14 protein-coding genes and 2 pseudogenes are annotated in these 21,547 nt (G+C 51.8%); 14 read left to right on the top strand and 2 right to left on the bottom strand.

Going from position 1 to position 21,547, the window contains the following annotated elements; genetic code table 11:
* Nucleotides 1-24 precede the first annotated feature (24 nt).
* A pseudogene (locus ACQKPA_RS21600) lies at nt 25-177 on the bottom strand (MerR family DNA-binding transcriptional regulator); the annotation flags it as partial.
* 607 nt (nt 178-784) lie between these two features.
* Between ACQKPA_RS21600 and ACQKPA_RS21595 the strand changes: the two are divergent.
* The 4 genes and pseudogenes from ACQKPA_RS21595 to ACQKPA_RS21580 all read left to right on the top strand — a co-directional run bounded on the left by ACQKPA_RS21595 (nt 785) and on the right by ACQKPA_RS21580 (nt 3,536).
* Nucleotides 785-1,681 carry an RCC1 domain-containing protein gene (locus tag ACQKPA_RS21595; RefSeq protein WP_427494568.1) on the top strand — a complete coding sequence of 299 codons (897 nt, stop codon included), beginning with the start codon at nt 785-787 and terminating at the stop codon, nt 1,679-1,681.
* 146 nt (nt 1,682-1,827) lie between these two features.
* The gene (locus tag ACQKPA_RS21590; protein ID WP_427494567.1) at nt 1,828-2,337 is read left to right on the top strand and encodes a DinB family protein; all 510 of its coding nucleotides are present in this window, start codon (nt 1,828-1,830) and stop codon (nt 2,335-2,337) included.
* A 23-nt stretch (nt 2,338-2,360) separates the two neighbouring features.
* Nucleotides 2,361-2,758, top strand: a pseudogene (locus tag ACQKPA_RS21585) (VOC family protein).
* A gap of 418 nt (nt 2,759-3,176) precedes the next feature.
* Nucleotides 3,177-3,536, top strand: coding sequence for a DUF6463 family protein (locus tag ACQKPA_RS21580; RefSeq protein WP_427494566.1), 360 nt, complete (start codon nt 3,177-3,179; stop codon nt 3,534-3,536).
* Nucleotides 3,537-3,788: 252 nt separating this feature from the next.
* On the opposite strand, the gene ACQKPA_RS21575 is transcribed toward ACQKPA_RS21580, so the two are convergent.
* Nucleotides 3,789-4,808 carry an alpha/beta fold hydrolase gene (locus tag ACQKPA_RS21575; protein ID WP_427494565.1) on the bottom strand — a complete coding sequence of 340 codons (1,020 nt, stop codon included), beginning with the start codon at nt 4,806-4,808 and terminating at the stop codon, nt 3,789-3,791.
* Between the two features lie 144 nt (nt 4,809-4,952).
* Here ACQKPA_RS21575 and ACQKPA_RS21570 point away from each other — a divergent pair, with 144 nt between their 5' ends.
* From ACQKPA_RS21570 to ACQKPA_RS21525, 10 genes are all read left to right on the top strand, one after another.
* Nucleotides 4,953-5,867 carry a LysR family transcriptional regulator gene (locus tag ACQKPA_RS21570; protein ID WP_427494787.1) on the top strand — a complete coding sequence of 305 codons (915 nt, stop codon included), beginning with the start codon at nt 4,953-4,955 and terminating at the stop codon, nt 5,865-5,867.
* A gap of 329 nt (nt 5,868-6,196) precedes the next feature.
* On the top strand, nt 6,197-9,226 hold the full coding sequence (locus ACQKPA_RS21565) for an Ig-like domain-containing protein (RefSeq protein ID WP_427494564.1): 3,030 nt from the start codon (nt 6,197-6,199) through the stop codon (nt 9,224-9,226).
* Nucleotides 9,227-9,502: 276 nt separating this feature from the next.
* Entirely contained in the window at nt 9,503-11,974 is a 2,472-nt protein-coding gene (locus ACQKPA_RS21560; protein ID WP_427494563.1) for a heparinase II/III domain-containing protein, read from the top strand.
* Nucleotides 11,975-11,994: 20 nt separating this feature from the next.
* A complete protein-coding gene (locus ACQKPA_RS21555) occupies nt 11,995-12,957 on the top strand; it encodes an ABC transporter permease (protein ID WP_427494562.1) in 963 nt (320 codons plus the stop codon).
* Between the two features lie 33 nt (nt 12,958-12,990).
* A complete protein-coding gene (locus ACQKPA_RS21550; RefSeq protein ID WP_427494561.1) occupies nt 12,991-13,866 on the top strand; it encodes a carbohydrate ABC transporter permease in 876 nt (291 codons plus the stop codon).
* An 89-nt stretch (nt 13,867-13,955) separates the two neighbouring features.
* On the top strand, nt 13,956-15,551 hold the full coding sequence (locus ACQKPA_RS21545; protein ID WP_427494559.1) for an extracellular solute-binding protein: 1,596 nt from the start codon (nt 13,956-13,958) through the stop codon (nt 15,549-15,551).
* Nucleotides 15,552-15,677: 126 nt separating this feature from the next.
* Nucleotides 15,678-17,381 (top strand): hypothetical protein, encoded by a 1,704-nt coding sequence (locus ACQKPA_RS21540; protein ID WP_427494558.1) that lies wholly within the window; start codon nt 15,678-15,680, stop codon nt 17,379-17,381.
* A 23-nt stretch (nt 17,382-17,404) separates the two neighbouring features.
* Nucleotides 17,405-18,643, top strand: coding sequence for a DegT/DnrJ/EryC1/StrS family aminotransferase (locus tag ACQKPA_RS21535; RefSeq protein WP_427494557.1), 1,239 nt, complete (start codon nt 17,405-17,407; stop codon nt 18,641-18,643).
* Nucleotides 18,624-20,531 (top strand): hypothetical protein, encoded by a 1,908-nt coding sequence (locus ACQKPA_RS21530; RefSeq protein ID WP_427494556.1) that lies wholly within the window; start codon nt 18,624-18,626, stop codon nt 20,529-20,531. Before ACQKPA_RS21535 ends, ACQKPA_RS21530 begins: the two co-directional genes overlap by 20 nt.
* On the top strand, nt 20,518-21,546 hold the full coding sequence (locus ACQKPA_RS21525; RefSeq protein WP_427494555.1) for an alpha/beta hydrolase family protein: 1,029 nt from the start codon (nt 20,518-20,520) through the stop codon (nt 21,544-21,546). Before ACQKPA_RS21530 ends, ACQKPA_RS21525 begins: the two co-directional genes overlap by 14 nt.
* Nucleotide 21,547: the final 1 nt, after the last annotated feature.

The following is a 21,547-nucleotide window of genomic DNA, read 5'->3' as shown; positions in this document are numbered from 1 at the left end:
AGGCTGTCTCAAGAACAGCCTTTTTCTTGTAGCGGCAATATCGGATTCTTTAAACAAACGTTGGCCACTTGCCGTGCGTTCAACAAAAGGCATAAGTCCTTCCTTGTCATAGTAACGCAACGTATAAGCTGTTACATTTAATTCCTTTGCTGCTTCACTGATCGAATATGTCTTCATCATATCTCTCCTATTAACTACTATAGAATTCGAGTTCACTCTATGAATAGGGAGGATAGTATCAAGGTTTGTATGGATGTCAATTTGCTGATCCCGAAAAAATGCACCGAACCCATGGGGGCGATGCATTTTTTTTATAACGAGTTATAGATCTCATCATGAACAGGTTCTAACCATTCCGTTTCCCCTGGTGTAAGGGCTACGTCCAGCCGTTTGTTTTTCTGCCATATCATTCATTCCTCTATTCATTTCATGGTTAGGAATAAGTATAAACCTTAAAGTTACCTCTAACGCAAGCAATTCAGTTCGGGAGATAAGGTGTATAATATCTTCAATTATTGGCTGTCCGAGGTACGTCTGGCCCCAAACCGAGATCTTCATATCTTCTCAATGTGGTGGTGATAACGAGAAGGCTTTTGGAAATTTGTTTCGGTATAGAGGTTTTTTGTCCATTGGCTCCACCTTCCTTAAAGTCAAACTCTGAAGTATGGTGACAACATTATGAGATTTACAGCCATCCCCACAAGGATTATGGGTATATCACACGAGAACTTGCATGAATGTTGTATGATCGAAGTTAGAAAGAAAAACAAGGAGGAGCGTTTATTTGGAAAAGGGTGAACTTGGGTTTAGCAAGGAATCGGCAATTCCGAGAGATATCATAGCAGCGGGTTGTCGTCATACCGTAGGACTTAAATCAGACGGTTCGGTAACGGCTGTAGGTGACAATAAATATGGCCAATGTGATGTAAGCGGCTGGCGTGATATGGTTGTGGTTGCGGCGGGTAATGTTCATATGGCGACGAACACAGGTAACGCTCATACCGTAGGGCTTAAATCGGACGGCACCGTGGCAGCTGTGGGTTGGAACAAGCATGACCAATGCAATGTAAGCGACTGGCGTGACATCGTGGCGGTTGCAGCGGGTTGGCGTCGTACCGTAGGGCTTAAATCGGATGGCACGGTGGTGGCTGTGGGTCGAGATCATGAAGGCCAATGCAATGTAAGCGGCTGGCGTGATATGGTTGCGGTTGCAGCTGGTGACTGGCATACCGTCGGGCTTACATCGAATGGAATGGTGACAACTGTGGGTAATAATCGCTATGGCCAATGTAATGTAAGCGGCTGGCGTGATATCGCGGCGGTAGAGGCGGGTTACCTTCACACTGTCGGGCGTAAGTCGGACGGCACGGTGGTGGCTGCGGGTTTGAATAAGCATGGCCAATGCGATGTAAGCGGCTGGCGCGATATTGTGGCGATAGCGGCGGGTAGTCATCATACCATCGGCCTAAAATCGGACGGTACGGTGACGGCTGTGGGTTGGAATGAGTATGGCCAATGCAATGTAAGCGGTTGGCGCGATATTGTGGCAATTGCTGCGGGTTGCGTTCATACTCTCGGCGTAAAATCGGACGGCACGGTGGTGGCTGTAGGCGATAATGAACATGGCCAATGCGATGTAAGCGACTGGCATGGCATCCAAGTGTCAGGTAAATTCCAATAATAAAGGAGACATATACTGTTGTGAGCCACGCGCTGATTTGTGAAATTTCTTGGCTCTGAAAAATAAGACAAAATAGCAAATAAAAAGAAATATCAAATACTCTACTGTAATAGGATGAAAATGAGTTGATTTGACGTTATGGAAAGGTGAGGCAATTGAATTATTCGGAACTAATCGATTTATACAAGATCAATCTGCAGCAGTATTCGATCGACCAATTAAGACATGTATCTGAACAAGGAGTATGGTCACTCGGCCAAATGTATGACCATATGATCCTCACTGCTCTCGATTACCTTGACCAAGTGCAAAGATGTGCGTCCATGAGTGAAGTGCAACTGCAAGGAAAGACAGAGGCTGGCGACCAATTGTTTTGCGCCGGTTCATTTCCTCCGATAAAAATCAGATTACCGGATGGGCCTGAGAATACCCCGAGTAATTCGGAAACCGTGGATGATCTCATTCGCGGACTTGAGACGGTGCTTCAGAGAATGTATGAATGGGAGGAGAACTTAAATGCAATAAACCCAAATTATAAAGTCAGACATGAGGGATTCGGGTGGCTCAACGCACGGGAGTGGTTTGTTTTGGTCGGTATGCATTTCCGCCATCACTTACGCCAAAAGGCCGAATTGGAACAAAAACTTGAGTTTTAATTTTAATGTGAAGGGGTATATGTATGAGAACTTTAGGGTCCTTGAATGTTGATGTGATAACTTTATTTGTAGAGGATTTGCAAAGGGTGAGGGCGTTCTATCAAGAAGTATTCGGATTATCCGCCGTATATGAAGACGCTGTTTCTTCGGTATTCAACTTCGGAAATATGAGCATTAATCTCCTGGATATTTCCGAAGCAGACGGTCTGATCCAACCTGGAACAGTCGCAAACCGGGAATCCGGATCTCGTTTCCAGTTTACCATCCGGGTGGATGATGTAGATGCAGTGTGTGATGAATTGAAACCACGTGGCGTTGCTCTACTTAACGGTCCCATGGACCGGCGCCTTGGGGAGTACGCACTGCTGCCTTCATGGATCCGGCAGGACATGTCTGGGAGATTGCGCAGCAATTAACCTAGAGACGAATGAAATGGGCGAAAAGAGTTTATTTACAAAATAACTAAGGCATTTTCATCTTGACATTGCTACGAAAACGTATTAAATTATGTGCAGACACTTACTACGAGTTCGTACTAAAAAGAAGTCGCCGGACGGAATGGGGGCGCCCCGCCGTTTGAGGATCCGCATCGCGACCTATCATCCGGTAAAAGTCCATGATCTAGGAGTGACTGATTCCAGTCAGGCACTTTATTTTTTGTGTTTATTACGAATTCGTACTAAATATGCAATGACCACTGCGGATGCTGATGTGTATTGAGTTGAATTGGCATGACATAACATTAATAGCTGCGGGGATCATCGGAATCGGAGTGGCGTTGGCTCATGGCATTCTGGCCAGTAAAAGAGCAGGGGGTATGAAGAAAAGGAGGGAACATTATGGTAAGTGGGGCAAAGCGCCATGTTGGGTTGATGCTTATGTTAACCGGGTTACTTCATGTTATTTATGGACTTTTTGCTTACGCAAGTCAATTACAACCCCTCGTCACTGAAGGCTTGTGGGGTACAGTGGCGGATGATCAGTGGGATCGTGGAACCGCGTTCTGGTTCACGATGTTTGGCTTCCTGCTAATGTTGCTTGGCTATATGGTGGATTGGCTGATTAAAAAGAAGGGGATCGTTCCTCCCACAGTTCTCGGTTGGATGCTGCTAAGTGTCTGCTTGATCGGCGCTATCGTGATGCCAGCTTCGGGTTTTTGGCTTGGCTTGCCTCAGGCATGGCTCTTATTACGAATGTGAAAGGGCGCATCAGGTTAATGGCTGGATAGATGATTGGTAATCACTTTTTTGTTAATCGAGCAGAATTGTTGCTCAGCAACTACGAAACACAAAAAAAAGAGGTCGACCAGCAAGTTCTGGTGACCTCATATTACGATCCTGCAGGGTCGTTACTGCATGAGAGTTATGACAGACGAGAGCCATGTTTCAACCATACCTAGAAAAATAAAGTTCGAGATATCAAGTTAATATTTTGCAGTATCGAGTGATGATCTATCCGTTTGTACTAAGCGCCAACAAGCGTTTAATGTTGTCATCAATACATTTATTATCGGCTTGGTTGATACCGCGACCAGCAAAATGTCCCCAGATCGACTCGATCGGATTAAAAACAGCATTAGGAATAAGCTTAGCCTCGTATTCGTTATCGTCCGCCGTGCAGAAGAGATCCGTGCTCCCTGGCATGACGCAGGCAAGTGCGTTGATGCTTCTGAGCGCCTTATCGAAATCTCCGTTATAAGAGGGGTTTGCACTAATATCTGCATGTTCCCCTGTCCATAACATGGCCAGGACATTGTGCGGATCCATCTGCATAAAGCTTTCCTCCCAAAAGCCAGCCACAAAATCCGCCAATGCGTCAAATCCCAGCTCACGATAAAGTTCCTTTCGGTAAAACGAATGAGATACCCCCCATCCCGCATAGACACGGCCAACGGCTCGCATGTCTGCAGAAGTCAACTGGTCTAGTTTACTTGAATTGAAGCTGACTGCAGATAGGAGTGCAGCTTTCATCCCTTCCAAGACGACATACGTTTGTGGCCAAGTCTTTGCAACACCGGCGAAGGGAGCAATTCGTTCCACCATGTCTGGATAACTTGCTCCCCACTGGAATGCTTGAATGCCTCCCATGGACCATCCAACGACAAGTGCAATCTTATGAATACCGAATTTTTCGGTGACCAGCCGATGCTGGAACTTAACGTTGTCATAGATGGTTACCTGCGGAAAATTAGCCCGGTCGAATGGGGGAGGCGTGTTGCTGGGTGACGAAGATAATCCGTTGCCCAGCAGATTTGGAACGATAATGAAATATTCTCTCGGATCTAGCGCCATATCGTTTCCAATCAACCATTCATTCTGAACATGCTGGTCGCCAAAAGCCGTTGGATAGACGATGACATTATCTTTCTTTTCATTCAATCGTCCATAGGTCTTATAAGCAAGAAAAGCGTTCGGTAATGTCACTCCGGATTGCAGGGTAACGTCGCCCAAATCAAAAATCTCATAATCCATCGTATTGTTTACTCCCTTCAAAATGAAACCAAATATTTAGAATGTAATTCTTGTTGTTAGTATAGTTCCGTGATACTCTCAATAAAAGTGAATGAATTTCATAGCTATATTCAATAATTTTGAAGGTAAAAGGGGGATCGTATGATGGAATTGCGCCAACTGAATACGTTCCGCACGGTTGCCACAACATTAAATTTCAGTCGGGCTGCGGAAGTGCTGAACTATGTCCCCTCCAACGTCACGATGCAAATGAAAGCATTGGAGGATGAACTCGGTGTTCGTCTCTTTGACCGCTTGGGCAAGCAGCTCGTTCTGACCACTGCGGGGAAGCGCTTTTTGACTCATATCGAAGGCGTGCTAAACAAATTGGACGAAGCTCGCAGCGTCGTTCATGACAATGAAAATTTAAGCGGCACCCTAACGATTAGCGCTAACGAGGTTCTTTGCGCCTATCGGCTTCCCGTTGTCTTTCAACGTTTTCGTTCGCGCCATCCGGGCGTGCGCCTCATCTTCCGCTCCGTACCCAATCAGGAACTCAAGCAAACGCTCTTTGAGGGAACCGCGGATATCGTCTTTATGTTGGACGAACCTATTCGCTCAAGCGGACTTGCGGTGGAGCAGTTGGTCGAAGAAACTTTCCGATTATTCGCCTCTCCGAACCACCCGCTTGCAAAACGAACTGTGCTGCAGCTGGAAGATTTTCACGGCGAAGTGTTCCTGACGAATGAAAAGGGTTGTCCCTATCGAACCATGTTTGACCGGTCATTTGAGAAAGAGGGCATTGATAGTATTACTTATTTAGAGTTTCAAAGTGCCGAAGCCATTAAACAATGCGCAATCACGGGAATCGGCATTGCCTTTCTTCCTGAAATCGTCGCGGAAGCCGAAGTTGAACGGGGCGAACTTATTGCTCTTCCGTGGCATATTCCGGACTTGCACGTGTATACACAAATGTTATGGCATAAAGACAAGTGGCTTTCACCTATCATATTTTCTTTCATAGAAGCAGCAAGGGAGGTTATTGCTGTAGAGGAGGAGGAGGAGGAGAAAACCGTATAACCAAATATAGCTGTCGTGAGACAAGAACGAACCAAATACCATTCGAAAGTCGCTAAAATAGCGGCTTTTTGTTTTGTGAAACCAAGTCCTTGTCCAAAACGAGGTAAATAGAAAGAGATAAAAAAATTGAGATGAAAGGAAAAGCAGCGAATAAGGCGTTGACGCTGTCCCGTGATACGTGGTAACTTATGATCATAAAATACATGTTAAATACATGTATCCAATAAGGAGGGAATTGCACTTACATACCAGGAGAGTACAAAGGAAGTTATGTAACCAACAATTGAAAGCGCTGCCATTCTAATTAGCCAAAGGAGAGAATTGATGAAATGAAGCTCAGATTGTTTCGCTCCAAAGGTTGGACCTGGACCCTTGCTTTCGCACTGATTTTTCCTCAGCTGTTTATGCCGGCGGGCGCCGATGCTGAGGGGAGCACTAAGCCCGCACACTCGTCGTACGGTCTGGACTTAACTCTGCCGGACACGGTTGATGTAGGTAACCTGGTTGATTACACCGTGACACTTGCCACTTATGAGACGGCCTCTGCAACCTATGGGAATGTTTATTTTGAAGTGGATACGAGCGGGCCGGGGCACGCGCTTTATAGTTCTGACGAGGTTCCAGGAGCTGGAGAGGTATCCTTCACAGACCGTTCAGAATTGCATAGAGATGGCTTCCGACTGCCTCCGCAATATTCTAACACCTCAAACTGGACGGCAGTGTTCGATCAGCCGGGAGAATATGTCGTGACCTATAAAGTCATCAGCCGGGATGGAACGGTGATTGCTGCCACGGTTAAGAAGGTGAATGTGACCTCGGGCCAATCGCACTATCAGATCGAGATCTCGGATCTGGATCAGGCTGGCGTAGGGGAAAACCTGTCTATGCCCGTCATGATCACCACGAAAGCCCGTGAAACAGAAGGCATTAAGCGTGCCTATCTGCAGGTTTCCAAGACCCAAGGAGAAGGAGATATGATCTTCACCGTTCAGGACGAAGAGGGACACTATCACTCGATACTGAACAGCGGAGAATACGGCAAGCCGGGCTTCGAACTGCCAGCAGATTACCATTCCACCAAGGATTGGAGCGTTAAATTTTCGAAAATCGGTTCGTACACCTTCAGCTACCGGCTGATGGATAGCGAAAGCGGCGATGTGCTGGCTGAAGACGAGGATTCCGTGGAAGTCGTTCCTGCCTATCAAAATCTGGGCATCCAGGTGTATAACAATTATGTCATGCGGGCTGTATTCGGAAAAGAAAACGAACGCGATGTCGCTTATATGGTTCAGGTCGGCGATCCGGCCCAGCTCGTTGTCGTCGATATTCAGACCGAGGAGACGATAAAGGCGCTCGATCTGCCGGGGGCAACCGGAGCCTGGGGTATGGCCGTAGCTACGGACGGCATGGTTTATCTCGGTTCCTACGGCACCGCTTCGCTCTACCGGTATGATCCGTCTACCGATACGATCGTCAATCTGGGGGACCCGGCCGGAGGCACGGCCAGCCCAACCACTCAGTTTTTCGAGCTGACGCCGGGAATGGACGGCAAAATCTACGGCGGTGTTTACCCGTCAGGCTCGGTGTTTGAATATGACCCGGTAAAAGGCTTTACGAATTTCGGCAATCCTGTGCCTGGCCAGATTTATCCGCGGAGCGTGGCATACGACAAGGAAGAGAATATGTTGTACGTCGGAGGCGGCGGAACGAAAAACTACCTCATTCGCCATGATCTGAACAGCGATCAGAAGACCAACATCATGCCGGCACAGTATAATCTGACGAGCACCTATGATCTGAACATCGCCGGCGATAAGCTGTTCCTGAAGATGGACCCCGGCTACAAGATGATCGTGCTGGACAAAAGCACCGGTGCGGTGATTAAAGATGATGAGCTTATCCACTCCAGGGGTGTGTCAGACCCGCACGAAGGAAAGGTATACTTTACCTACGGCGGCATTCTAAAAAGCTATGATCTGTCGACCAACCAAGTGGAAGAGATATACACAGGCAGTGAAGTAATCAACTTTGTCTCCAACGTGATTGGCTGGGGCTCAGCTTTGATGGATGATCCCGATTATCCCGGTCCGACGCTGATCGGCATTGCCGGAAATAACTCGGCCAAAGTAATCAAATACAATTTGGAGCGTGGCACACTGAAGCAGGCCATCATGCAGCTGCCAAAGCAGCCGATCGACTTGCATATTACCGGGCAGGGACCGGACGGCAAAATATACGCCGGCGGATTCCTTCCCGGCGGCATGGGCATTTATGATCCGGACACAGGCCTTTCCACCAATAACTCGATCGGGCAGACCGAAGGGATGACCTCCATTGGAGACAAAATGTACTTCGGTACCTATCCGGGCGCCAATATTTTTGAATATGATACCACCAAGCCGTGGAGAAGCTCCGGTACCAACCGAACCGTGAACAAGCTGTTTGATTTGAAAGCCGAGCATCTGCAGGACCGTCCGTTTGCCATGCTAGGAGCGGAAAGCAAGCTGTTCATCGGCACAGTTCCGGACTACGGAAAGCTAGGCGGAGCCTTCAGTGTCTATGACCCGGCCACCAAGAATTTATCGGTTCATACGCAGATCGTGCCGAATCAGAGCATCGTATCCCTGGCCTTCAAGGATGGGAAGATTTATGCAGGCAGCTCTATCCGGGGAGGCCTCGGCAGTACACCGACCGAAAGTGAAGCGAAGTTATTTGTATGGGATATAGCGAGAGGAACAAAGGAAAAGGAGGTCGTCCCAGTACCAGGAAAAGAAGCTATCACCTCGCTGATGGAAGGTCCTGACGGGAACATCTGGGGCTTTGCCATGGGAACGCTGTTCATCTATGATCCGTCGTCCGGAGAGGTGATATATCAGGACGAGAAATTTCCGGATGCGGGCGGACAGTGGAGAGATGCAAGCCTCGTCATCGGGAAAGACGGCCTCGTCTATGGAACGATGAGCGGTAAGCTGTTCTCCATCCATCCTGACGACAAAACATTAACCGTCATGAGAAACCAGGCCGCCTGGTTGTCGCGGGATAACATGGGCAACCTGTACTTTGTGACCGATAATGAGCTCTGGCGCCATGTGATCGAGGATAACAAAGCTGCGGTTATCGAGGTGCGTCTGAGCGCGAGCACGCTGGAGCTGTCCGTTGATCAAACCACCGTGTTAAAAGCGGAGGTTCGGCCATCATTCGCAACTGTAAAAAATGTCACTTGGTCCTCCAGCAACAGCGCCGTTGCATCCGTCAGCGCTACCGGAGTCGTCAAAGGCCTGCAGCCGGGAAGGACGGTTATTAGCGTTACAACTTTAGACGGCAGCAAGACGGCGGAATGTGTAGTCACCGTTAATTAGTTCGGAACAGCAAAAGAAGCAGCACCAATTGGAACATTTGGTGCTGCTTCTCCTTCACAATGGGTAAATACGACAAAAATATGAATTGACAGATCATTTAAAATACAAGTAATATACATGTATGTAAATGAGGATCCGAAAGTAAGCAATTTGCCCAGAAGGATACGAACGGAGATTGACCTTCTTTGGCGTATTGTTTGCCATCAAATTATGACAGCGTTTTCTTGGTCGATTGTACAGTAAGACACTCACATATTAACGGAGGAGCTGAGATTGATGCTGCGGATGGAATTTATAAAGCCCTCGCTGCTGGAGACGGGGGAGGAGCACCGGCTGACCTTTATGCTAGTGCAACCCTGCGGGAGACTAGAACCCCAATTGGATTCAGCCTATAGAATTACCTGCAGCGATCCGGAGACTCTTGGGGTGAACGGAAGCCTGATAACCGGGCTGAAACCCGGCGAGACGGAAGTTTCCGTATATTTCCAGGACGATAAACCATCAGCGTACAGCTGGAAGGTGCGGGTACAGCCGGCAGCTCAGGCTTCAGACATGAAGCTGCAGGACCATCCGAGAATATTGTTTTCGGAAGAAGAAATCAAGGCATTTCGGGAACGGATTAAGCCAGGCGACGGCCGTTCTGCGAGGATCATTGATGCATCTCGGCTATGGGAGGAATATTTGGCAAAAGCGGACGCCTATGTGGAGGAAGAAAGCTTCGAAGTTCTGTATCCGTCCATATCGGAGCAGTGGAAGGTTGCACTGCCTCTGACGGAACCGAAGCGGGCGCCCGAACCGCAAGGCCATACCTTCTTCCCGTTCTGGACGATGTATGCCAGAGCGATTGAGGATCGGCTGGTCGCCATGTCCATGGCCTTCCTGGTGACGAATGAGAGAAAATATGCGGTGCAAGTGAAGGAGCATCTGTTGTCTCTGACTTCCTTCGGCAAATGGTATGAGTTTGACGAGCGGGGTGCGGAAGGGAATCTGAGCAACGCCCACCTGCTGCTTGGCGTTTCGAGTGCCTATGATGCCATTCACAGTCTTCTAACGGAGGATGAGCGGCGATCCATTCGCCAAGCCATTCTGGAAAAAGGACTGCAGCCGCTGGCCATCGATATCGGAAGCAGTGATATGCACAATATTGTAGCAGCCAAGCAGGTGGCGATGGTGTACGGCGCGGCGGCTATCATGGATGAGATCTCGTTTGCCGCCAAATATTTAAACGCCGGACTTACTTATCTTCAGAGCTATCTGGAACGAAAACGGGTGTCCGGCGAAACAGAGGGGCTGCTGTACGACAATGTGGCAGCACGACATGCCTGGATGGCGGCGGATCTTTATCGGAGAATCAGCGGCGATGACAGCCTGGTTCAGGACCCGTATTTACGGGAAGAGCTCCCCGAGCGTTTTTTCCGGCTGATGGCGCCGGGGGAGGAGAGCACGTTTCCGAATCTGTCGGATTCATTTAACAAGCTCGATATCGCATACCTCATGGCCATGACAGCTACCCATTACAGCCATCCGGCAGCGGTGTGGTACTTGCAGAAGCATGCTGCGGCACATCACAATTCGCTTCTTTATTTGCGGAAAGAGACCTCACCGAAGAGCCCGTCGGAGCTGTACGGCGCATGTGCTTCAGCGATCTTCCGGAGCGTAGGATGGGCCGCCCTGCGGTCAGGATGGGGTGATGAGGATCATCTGCTGTGCTTTACCTCAAGCAGCTCGGCGAAGGACCATAATCACAGAGACCAGAACAATCTGGTGATCAATGTCGGCGGAGAATGGCTGCTGACCAATCCCGGCTATCAGGATTATGTACCCGGTCCGAAGGCGGATTACACGACCGGCACGGTAGGACACAATTCGCTGCTCGTCAACGGTCAGGGACAGCTGCACCTGGGAGGAGGCGTTCTCCGGGAGGAATTGCTGCTTCCGTCATTCGAGACGGTTGTCGGGGACGCTACCGAAAGTTATGGCGGGCTGCTGAAATGCTACCGGCGAACTGTCATACATATCGATTCGGCTTATTATGTCGTCGTGGATGATGTGGAGCTGCATCAGGACTCGGATGAGGCCGAGCTGCTGTTTCATACTACCTCGGCGGTTCTGGAGGGCGATGATCCCAAGGCCCCGGGCGAGAACCTGGAAAGTGACTCCGTTGTATTCCAGGGCGAGAAGGCCGCTCTGCAGCTATCCATCCCTTTTCCCGAGGAGAAGACGCTTTCCCTCCGTGAATACCCAGGGGCGGAAAGCTACGGTCCTTATGTTGCTGTCGGTGGCACGACGGGAAAAAGACGGCGGTTTCTCACGCTGATCAACCCGCGACTCCAATATGGTGAAAGGCTGGGAATCCGTCAAAAGGAACAGAATGCGGGCAGCCTTACCTACGGTTTGACGGTGGAAAGGCAGAATGGGGCGGAGGATATCTGGCTGTTCTGCGCTGACGCTGCGGAAGCATGCTACCGAGGCATGACCTTCCTGGGAGATACCGCCCGCATCTCCGGTGACGGCAAGCTTAATTTGTGGAAGGCGGAGCGGTTGTCCGGCGGGGATATCGCTTTCGAGGCGGAACTGCCTCTAAGCATATATAGCGATACCCGCCATTCAACCTGCTTCGTGCATAATCCCCATCCGGTAGAGGTCCGCCTCAAGCTGAAGCTGATAACTGCCGGCGTGGAAGCCGAACAAACCGCACCACCCGGCTATTATGAATGGAATCTTACGAACATCGGCAGAGCTGGTTAGACGGAAGGGAGAGAAGCTATGTGGAAACCGTGACTTCGAAAATCAATAAACCGGTTCCCGCCAAAACGAGCGCATGGAAGCGAATCCGTTCCCGAATGTGGAGGGACCGTTACTTGTACCTCTTACTGCTGCCGGGCCTGCTCTATTTTATCGTGTACCGGTATCTGCCCATGCTGGGCATATCACTTGCCTTTAAAGAATACAGTCCGTTCCGGGGATTCGCGGAGAGTCCTTGGGTCGGATTCGCGAACTTTGCCCGGATTTTCGAAAGCTCCGAGGTGATCCAGGTTATCTGGAATACGCTGACCATTTCCTTCCTGCAAATCGCGTTCGCATTTCCGGCACCGATCTTTCTGGCCATCATGCTGAACGAGGTGGCCAATCCGCTCCTGAAAAGAGGGCTGCAATCCATCGTTTACATGCCGCATTTTCTGTCCTGGGTCGTGGTGGTCGGCATCGTGACGATCTTTTTCCGCAATGAAGGTCTGGTCAACGATGTGCTCCGCGAGCTGTTCGGCCTGCAGCAGACGATTCCTTTTCTGACTGAACCTGATTATTTCCGTGCCTTTCTGGTGCTGGAGGTCATATGGAAGGAAGCCGGCTGGGGAACGATTATTTTCCTGGCGGCGCTGGCAGGCGTTAACCCGGCTCTGTACGAGGCGGCTGTCATGGACGGCGCTGGACGCTTCCGCCAAATCTGGCATATTACGCTGCCCGCCATCCGCAGCACGATCATTATCATGCTGATCATACGTCTCGGTGACGTGCTGGAGATCGGCTTCGAGCAGGTGTTCCTTCAGCTGAACGCCTTTAACATGCACATCGGCAATACGCTCGACACCTTTGTGTATTACAAGGGTATTCAACAGTCGGACTACAGCTTCTCCACCGCGGTCGGCGTATTCAAGGGACTGGTCGGTCTCGTGCTGGTCATGGCCGCCAACAGGCTGTCCAAGCGTTTTGGCGAGCAGGGCGTATATTAAGCGATTCGATTCTTTCAGAGAGGAGATCGACACATGAAGCAAAAATCCATCGCGGACCGTTTGTTTAACGGTGTGAATATCAGTCTGCTGCTTGTCATATCCGCGGTCATGCTGTTTCCGTTTGTATATTTGTTCTCGGTTTCATTTTCCTCGTTCGAGGATTTTCTGGGCAGCAAGCTGCTGCTATGGCCGTCCAAATGGACGACCGATGCCTATGAATATATCTGGGCCTCCAGGACGTTCCGGCAGGCGCTGCTGAACACCTCGATGGTTACCGTGCTTGGCACCATCGTCAATCTGTTTTTTACGGCAACGATGGCATACGCCTTGTCCCGTCCGATCGTCGGTCAGCGCACCGTTATGTTTATGGTCGTATTTGCGCTCCTGTTCTCGGCCGGCATGATTCCGACCTATCTGGTCGTGCAGGAAACAGGGCTGCTTAATTCCATCTGGTCGCTTATTTTGCCGGTGGCCATTGCGCCCTTCAACCTAATTGTCATCCGCCAATTTTTCATGAATATCCCAAGTGACATGATCGAGGCAGGCATTGTGGATGGCGCGAATGATCTGCAGATTTTCGGGCGTATCATCCTGCCGCTCTCGAAGCCTGCACTGGCGGCATTCAGCCTGTTTTATGCGGTCACGCACTGGAACAACTATTTTGCGCCGATTCTGTACATCAATGATCCGGCCAAATGGACGATTCAGGTGGTGCTGAGACAGATTGTGGTGGTGGGGGAAACGACAGGCACGCTCGGGGGAGATAATATGTTCCTCGAAAATCCGCCGCCTCCCGAAACGATTCAGATGGCCGCCATTCTGATGGCGACGCTGCCGATCCTGATCGTGTATCCGTTCCTGCAGAAGCACTTCGCCAAGGGCGTCATGCTGGGCGCCGTCAAAGGTTGATGACTTCGCACGGCCGGACCATGGCGGCTGTCCGAATGAATCATAGATGGAGGTTACACTCCGACATTGATAAGAATGGGGGAAAGCTCATGTTAAAGAAACACAGACTTACCGCAGTGTTGGCGGCCTTGCTCTCCATCATCCTGGCTGCATGCGGCGGCCAGCCGAAAGCGGAGGAGCAGCCGAAAGCGCCGGCTTCGGGAGGAAAGAACCCGGTGGAGGCTAACGAAAAGTTTACGATTACGGCAATCGATTTCCGTTACGGAGATCCGCCGCCGACCTCGAGTCCCGGCATTGACATGATCAACGAAAAATTCAATGTGGACTACAAGCCTGTTTTTGTACCGAACACCGCATTTGATGAAAAGATCAACGCTGTATTCGCATCAGGTCAGATTCCGGATATGATTGGCTTAATGTCGACCGACCTGAAAAACCGCTACAATAAGTTTGCGAAGCAGGGAGCGTTTTTGGATCTCGAGCCGTACATCAACGATTATCCCACCTTGAAGGCTGTGCCCGATTACATATGGGACTCCATGCGGGTAAACGGCAAAATCCACGCAATTCCGCAGTATGCCCCGAAGTATCAGGTCGTAACGGTGCTCCGCAAGGACTGGCTCGATAAGCTGGGCTTGAAACCACCGACAAATTACGAGGAGCTAAAAGAGGTAGCGCTGGCGTTTACGAACGGAGATCCGGACGGAAACAGCAAAAAGGACACGTACGGGATCGCCATCGGCCAGGACATTAACCCGAACTTTAACCAGGGACCGTATTGGGACCCGGATGCCTGGTACCATCAGAATGCTCAGGGCAACTACATTCCGGGCATCATTGGGGAAGGCCGCCGGGAGTTCATAACCATGCTGTCCGAGCTTTACAAGCAGGGAGCCATGACGAAAGACTACGCGGTACTGAACTGGGGAGACACGAACAAGGAGTTTTACTCCGGCAAGGCAGGCATCTTCATCGGAACGCCTCGAGGAATGTCGCAGGATTATATGAACGGTCTGCTGGCGATCCATCCCGAAGCCGAGTTTAAACATCTGGATCCGTTTATGGACAAATACGGAAACCAGGGACTTATGGCCGGAGCCGGTTATAACGGTCTTACCGTGCTTAGCGCCAAACTTCAAGATGAACCGGAAAAGCTGAAGAAAGTACTGGAGATGATCGATTTCGGACGTAAATTCTACCCGCAGGATCAGAAAAATGAAAAGAATCCCGATTTTGACTGGTTTTCAGGCAAAGTCGGTTCAGGTTACGTTATGAAAGACGGCGTGCCAGTCTTCAACGAGAACTTCGGCAGAGACGGGCTGGGGCCTTCCACGTATTATGTTGATAATTCGTCCTGGGTACCTCAGGACTCGGACAATGTATATTCCATTACGTATCAGACCAAACAGCTGGTGGATCTTGTAGCCGCCATCGAGACGATGTACAAGGATATAAAGCTTTATATCAACCCGATCAATGGACTGGAGTCGCCGACCGACAACGCGAAAGGCGCAGAGCTGAGAAAGTATGTCATGGATGAACAGGTAAAAATGATTGCAGGCACCCGTTCCGTATCCGATTGGGATAAACTGGTTCAGGAGTATATGGACAAAGGCGGAGCCCAGATCGTCCAGGAATACAACGCGAATATAAAAGAGAAGGATCCTAAAGCACTTTTTAAGTGAGATTGGTTAAAGTGACGCTTTATTAATGATCTGTAGAACTGCGGGGCAAATCATTTTGCCCCTGTTCTGCATTGGAATAACTAACGCCTATGGGAATGCGAGCTGTGGAGGAGGGAGACATATATCATGAAAAAGACAGCGAAAATCGGTCTGTGGTTTAACAAACGGTCGGCCGAATACTTTTGGGGACACGGCCAGGACCTGTTTCAGCTTTATGTGGAGGAGGTGCTTGGTCATGCCGGCATTCCTTATGCAAGGTTTGATGATGCCGAAACCCTTGGGTCCTATCATCCCGATATCATCGTCGTGCTGCACGCGGGAGAGAAGGAAGAGGATCTGAACCGACTTGAGCAGTGGGCCCGGCAGGGAGCGACGCTCATCAGCTACGGTGGATTGAACCGCTTGGCCGGCCGGCTGGGCTGTACCCGGTTTGCCATCAGGGATGCGGTGTATGGCGATCTGTCGGGGTTAAAATATGCGCAAGGCATTCCTGTTCTGAGGGCGGTAATCAGTGATCCGTGGATGGTATCGCAGACATCTCTCATGCCAATTGAAGCGGACGGCGTTCTGCGCCGGCTCCGGAGAGATGGTGCTGAGGCGGCCGCGGCCGTCATCAAGTTCCCGCTCGGCGGCGGACGGCTGATCCGCTGGAATGTGGACATTCCTGCGAACATTGTCATGCTGCAGCAGGGTGGAGGTCCGGTCGTGCAGGACGGCATCCCCGCACCGGACGGAACAGGAGCGGTGGACGAAGGCATTCTGAAGGCGGATGACCGGTGTGAGCTGGACTGGAATGAGGACCGTTCGGAGACAGAGACCGGAATGCCTTATTTTGATACGCCGCATGCAGACTGGTGGCGCGAGGTGATTGTCCGCCAGCTGATGGAGGAAGCGGATGCGCTTGGATTGTCGCTTCCGTTTCTGGATTATTGGCCTGAAGGCGTCCATCATGTGGCCATGATCTCGCACGACAGCGATTTCAACGTTGAGGAGGCGGCCCGATCGACCTTGAGCGTGCTTCAGAATAACGGCGTCCGATCGACCTGGTGCATGATCGAGCCGGGTTACTCTCCGTCGTTGTACAAGGAAATTCAGGAAGCCGGGCATGAGCTGGCTTTTCACTTCAATGCTTTGGAGCAGGAGAATGGCATATGGAGCGCCGAAGAATTCACACGTCAACTGAACGTGATTCGGAGCACCAGCGGATCACCAATCATATCGAACAAGAACCACTATACCCGGTTTGAAGGCTGGGGTGAGCTCTATGAATGGTGCGAGTTGAACGGCATTGAAGCGGATCAGACCCGGGGGCCGAGCAAAAAAGGAAATGTCGGCTTTCCGTTCGGTACCTGCCATCCCTATTATCCTATCGCTCGTTCTAATGAGCGAAATCGGCTTTACCGGGTGCTGCAGATCGGCTTTCTGACCCAGGATCTGGAGCACCCCACACTTTCGGATGTGTCGGTGATTGCCCCGTTTCTCGAAAAGGTGGCGGAGGTCCGCGGCGTCGCTCACTTTCTGTTTCACCAGCAGCATATCCATAACCTGGAGCAGGTCCGGCATGCACTTTCGCTTGCCGTCGAAACCGCGAAGCGTCTAGGTTATGCGTTCTGGACGAGCGAGGAGATCACCCGCTGGGAGCAGGCCAGACGAGCTGCGGTACTGCGAGTCGGCGCAGACGGAATCCTGATCGCCGAGAATCTTCCGCAGGGAGCGGTCGTGCGTCAGCCTTTGAATGCGGAGGTGGACCCGTCAGCTTCACCGACGGAAATTCGCTTTGGGCGCCTGTGTGCAGAAGCGGCGAGCAGCGTGAAAACAGCAGCTGAATAACGACGATGAGGAGGAATCAGATCGTGGAAACGTTAGCGATTCATGGTGGAGCGCCAGTCAAGACCGGTCCTTTTGGCACAGGTAAAAGATTCGGGGACGAGGAGGCCGCGCAGCTGCTCGAGGCGCTGGAGCAAAACACGCTGTTTTATCATTTCGGCTCCAAGGTTAAACAGTTTTTGGCCGATTTCAATGCGATGTACGGCCGGGAATACAGTGTGGCGACATCCTCCGGCACCGCAGCCCTTCATGTCGCGCTTGGTGCGGCTGGCGTCTCCGTAGGGGATGAGGTCATAACAAGCCCGATTACGGACCAGGGAACGCTGATCGGCATTCTGTATCAGAATGCCATCCCGGTGTTTGCCGATCTGGAGCCGCACACTTACAATTTGGATCCGGCTTCGGTTGAGGCGCGCATCACGCCGAGAACCAAGGCCATCATCGTCGTCCATCTCGCGGGATATCCGTGCGATATGGAGCGGATTATGGAGATCGCGAAGAAGCATGGCATCAAGGTCATTGAGGATTGCGCACAGGCCTATTTGACCCGGTACAAGGGCAGGCTGACCGGGACCATCGGGGATTATGGCTGTTTCAGCACGAACGATTTCAAGCATATCTCCACCGGGGACGGCGGCATGGTGCTGATCAATTCGGGAAAGCGTGAGGATTACGAAACCGCTCACGCCTTTGCGGACAAAAACTATCGCCGTCTAGGCACCACGGTTGACCGGGGAACGAGCTATATTGCACCGAATTACCGGATGACCGAGCTGCAGGGAGCCGTCGGAATTGCCCAGCTGAAGAAGCTGCCCTGGATATGTGAGCGGCGTCAGCAATACGGCGATCGGCTCAATGAAGGATTGCAGGGAATCCAGGGTGTCCTTCCGCCGCAGGTTGACCCGGAGCATGACTGTACATACTGGTTCTACATGCTGCGGCTTGACCTGGATCAATTGACCTGCAGCCGCGAAGAGTTTTGCAGAGCGCTGGAGGCGGAGGGCATCCCGAACCGTGCCGGTTATATCCCACAGGTATGCTATTTGCAGCCGCTGTTCCAGAAGCGGCAGGCTTATCCGGGAAGCCATTTTCCGTTTGACGGCAGCAGCGTTTCCTATGAACCTGGCTTGTGTCCAGTAGCGGAGGAGATTCTGGTCACGGCGGTTCAGATTCCACTGAACGAATTCTACTCGATGGAGGATATTGAGGATATTATTCACGCGGTTGCCAAGGTGGGGGCTTGCTATGCCAAAAGCGATGAGTAATACGGATAAAGCGGGCGGTGGTAAGATGCCGGCGAAGATTGGGGCATTTGAGCGGATCGGCGTTCCCGCCGACGTGGATGAGAGCCGGTCAGCGGCGGTCTGTCGTAGAGACGACGGAGCCGAACGCATCGTAATCGCAGCCCGGGGATACGTGCTGATTGTGAATCCCGAGACGGGAAGCTGCAGCCAGCTTTATTTTCCGGGGGGCGAGGGCCAGTATCCGTTCGCGTCGGCCAGTGATCCCCGGGGAAGGTTCTATACGGGAGCAGGCCGCTATTTTTACATTGTGGATCCGTTCACTCCGGCATTTGTTGGACAGCACCGAGTTCCTGAAGGGGAAGAGGAAGCAGGATTTGCGTTTGCCGTTAAGGGGGATGGACGGGTTTACGCCACAACGTACCCGGGAAGCTATCTGGTTGAGCTTGACCCTTCGTCAGATTCATATCGCACATTATGCAGGCTGGATTCCGAGAGGAAGTATGCCATGACGCTAGCGTGCGGAAACGGCGGGAAGATTTATGCCGGACTAGGCACGACATCGTCGGCCATCGCCTGCTTCCATGAGGAAACCGGAGAGCTGGAGATATTGCTCGAGGGACGGCCGGATATGCCTGGCAGCGCTGCCGTTCTTCAGGGCTGCAACGGCTCTGTTTACGGCTGGCTGCCTTCAGGAGAGAATGGAGACGGACGATGGTACCGGCTGGGCGAGCACGGGGCGGAGCAGGTGCCGGCGGAGGAAGTTGGTCCATCCCTGTATAAGGGAGCAGGTTACAACAAGCTGCACCAGGACCTTGACGGTGGTCGAAAGCTGCTGACATGGCAGCTGTCTGACAGGCAGATCGACATCATGGAAGCAGACGGGAGCTTGAGCCGGATTCCGCTTGCTTACAAGGGAGGCGGAACACCGCTCTCCCCGCTGTACGGAGGCCCGGATGGCATTCTGTACGGTACCTCGAATCACCCGCTTCATCTGTTTACTTACCATCCCGAAACCCGGCTGTTAACCGATTGGGGCGGCGATATTGTGGAGCGGGGAGGCGGCGGCAATATAGCCGCTTATGCGGCTCAAGGGAACATCATCGTGGGTGCGGCATATGCAGGCGGCATGGTCCATCTGCTGGAAACGGCGAAAGATTGGAATACGGAAGTAGGAGTCCGCCGGAATCCTAGGCTGATCTATGAAAATGCCGCTGTCCACAGGCCGAGATGCGCAGCCGCGCATCCGGACGGCCGCCATGTTCTATATGGCGGATTTCCCGGTTATGGCGCCGCAGGCGGCGGGCTCGGCATCGTGGATGTGCAGGTCGGTCAGGTGGAGATGCTAGAGCACCAGGAAATAGTCAGCGGGCAGAGTACGATTTCACTGGCGATACTGCCGGACGGCAGGGTATTCGGGGGCACCAGCATTGAAACACCTGGCGGTGGGATCAGCAAGGCGGGGGAAGCGGCGATGTATGAGTTGAGTTGGCCTGACCGGAAAGTGATTCGGCGCTGGGTGCCGATCCAAGGAGCCAAAGAGATTGCTCAGCTGGCTCCCGGCGTGAACGGCTTCCTGTATGGACTGACCTCGGAATCGGTATTTTTCGTCTATGATGCTGATCTGCAACAAGTGGTTCACCGGAGCGATCTTTCTTCATGGGGCCGTATTGTCCGGCAGGGGCTGCTCATGACCGAGCGGGAGGGCCGTCCATTCCTCTTGGGTCTGCTGAGCAGGGCTTTGTTCACCGTGAATCCTGCAAACATGCAGCCAGAGCTGCTGGACCGGCTTCCGGCTGAAGCGACCAGTGGGATCGCCTGCCTCAACGGAGACGTGTATTTCGGTTCCTTTGCTGAGCTGTGGCGATATCGGCTGGAAGAGGAGGGTAATTACTTTTATGAATCGGTTTAATGGGGACATGATGCCGCTGTTAGAGGGAATACATACCCTTAATGCTTGGATGGAGAAGGAGTCCAGACTGAGAGAGCACTGGCTGCAGCTGTTGGGGGAGCTGCCGGGGCCGGTTGATTACAAGCCGAAAGCGGCCGCAGACTGCGGTGGCTTCCGGGTGATATCAGAGCATGACGAGGAGGATCACACAAGACTTAAGATCGTTTACCATTCCCCGGAAGGGGATCCGATCCACGCTTATCTTCTGCTTCCTCATAGAAAGCCAGCTGAGGGAGGTTATCCCGCTGTTCTGGCTCTTCATCCGACAACCGAGAACGGAAAAGACGATGTATGTCTGCCTTCCGGTCGGGAGAATCGGCGGTATGGTCTTGAGCTGGTTCAGCGCGGATTTGCCGTGCTGGCACCGGACTCCATCACGTTCGGCGACCGGGTCTATCTAGGGGAAGCGCCGTTTCAAACGGCTCCGTTTTATCAGCAGCACCCCGCGTGGACAGCGGTAGGCAAAATGCTCTCCGACCACATCACGGCGGTCGATGTGCTGTCCTCGCTGCCGCAGGTAAACTCCCAGCGGATCGGTGTCATCGGCCATTCGCTGGGCGGCTACAACGGCTGGTTTCTGGCCGGAATGGATAAGCGCATCAAGGCCGTCGTCTCGAGCTGCGGGTTTACGATGTTCCGCGGTGATCCGGAGCCGAACCGCTGGGGGCAGCGGGAGTGGTTTTCCCATATCCCTTCCATAACGGACAGCCTGATTAACGGCTCTCTTTCGTTCGAGTGGCATGAAATCGCGGCACTTGCGGCTCCGGTGCCGATGTTTATGTGGTGCGGCACGCGAGATCCGATTTTTCCGAACTGGCGTGAGATGGCATCGGGCCTTGGGGAACTGGATGGCTTGTATGATTTTCTGGGCGCTTCATCTGCATTCGAGTGTTGGTTCGGTCCTGAAGGGCATGACTTCCCGCCGGATATCCGGCAGCGTGCCTATGCTTTTCTTGAGAAGAAGCTTGCAGAGTAAA

The sequence above is a fragment of the Paenibacillus sp. NPDC093718 genome (assembly GCF_050279985.1).
In the GTDB taxonomy this organism is placed as follows: domain Bacteria; phylum Bacillota; class Bacilli; order Paenibacillales; family Paenibacillaceae; genus Paenibacillus_AQ.
Note: the sequence above shows the minus strand (reverse complement) of the source record. Positions and strands in the feature narration are given on the sequence as shown.

What these genes read in the sequence shown, in the direction of transcription:
- ACQKPA_RS21580 (WP_427494566.1), top strand. Translation starts at nt 3,177, where the DNA reads ATGGTAAGTGGGGCAAAGCGCCATGTTGGGTTGATGCTTATGTTAACC.
- ACQKPA_RS21575 (WP_427494565.1), bottom strand. Translation starts at nt 4,808, where the DNA reads ATGGATTATGAGATTTTTGATTTGGGCGACGTTACCCTGCAATCCGGA.
- ACQKPA_RS21570 (WP_427494787.1), top strand. Translation starts at nt 4,953, where the DNA reads ATGGAATTGCGCCAACTGAATACGTTCCGCACGGTTGCCACAACATTA.
- ACQKPA_RS21565 (WP_427494564.1), top strand. Translation starts at nt 6,197, where the DNA reads ATGAAGCTCAGATTGTTTCGCTCCAAAGGTTGGACCTGGACCCTTGCT.
- ACQKPA_RS21560 (WP_427494563.1), top strand. Translation starts at nt 9,503, where the DNA reads ATGCTGCGGATGGAATTTATAAAGCCCTCGCTGCTGGAGACGGGGGAG.
- ACQKPA_RS21550 (WP_427494561.1), top strand. Translation starts at nt 12,991, where the DNA reads ATGAAGCAAAAATCCATCGCGGACCGTTTGTTTAACGGTGTGAATATC.
- ACQKPA_RS21545 (WP_427494559.1), top strand. Translation starts at nt 13,956, where the DNA reads ATGTTAAAGAAACACAGACTTACCGCAGTGTTGGCGGCCTTGCTCTCC.
- ACQKPA_RS21540 (WP_427494558.1), top strand. Translation starts at nt 15,678, where the DNA reads ATGAAAAAGACAGCGAAAATCGGTCTGTGGTTTAACAAACGGTCGGCC.
- ACQKPA_RS21530 (WP_427494556.1), top strand. Translation starts at nt 18,624, where the DNA reads ATGCCAAAAGCGATGAGTAATACGGATAAAGCGGGCGGTGGTAAGATG.
- ACQKPA_RS21525 (WP_427494555.1), top strand. Translation starts at nt 20,518, where the DNA reads ATGAATCGGTTTAATGGGGACATGATGCCGCTGTTAGAGGGAATACAT.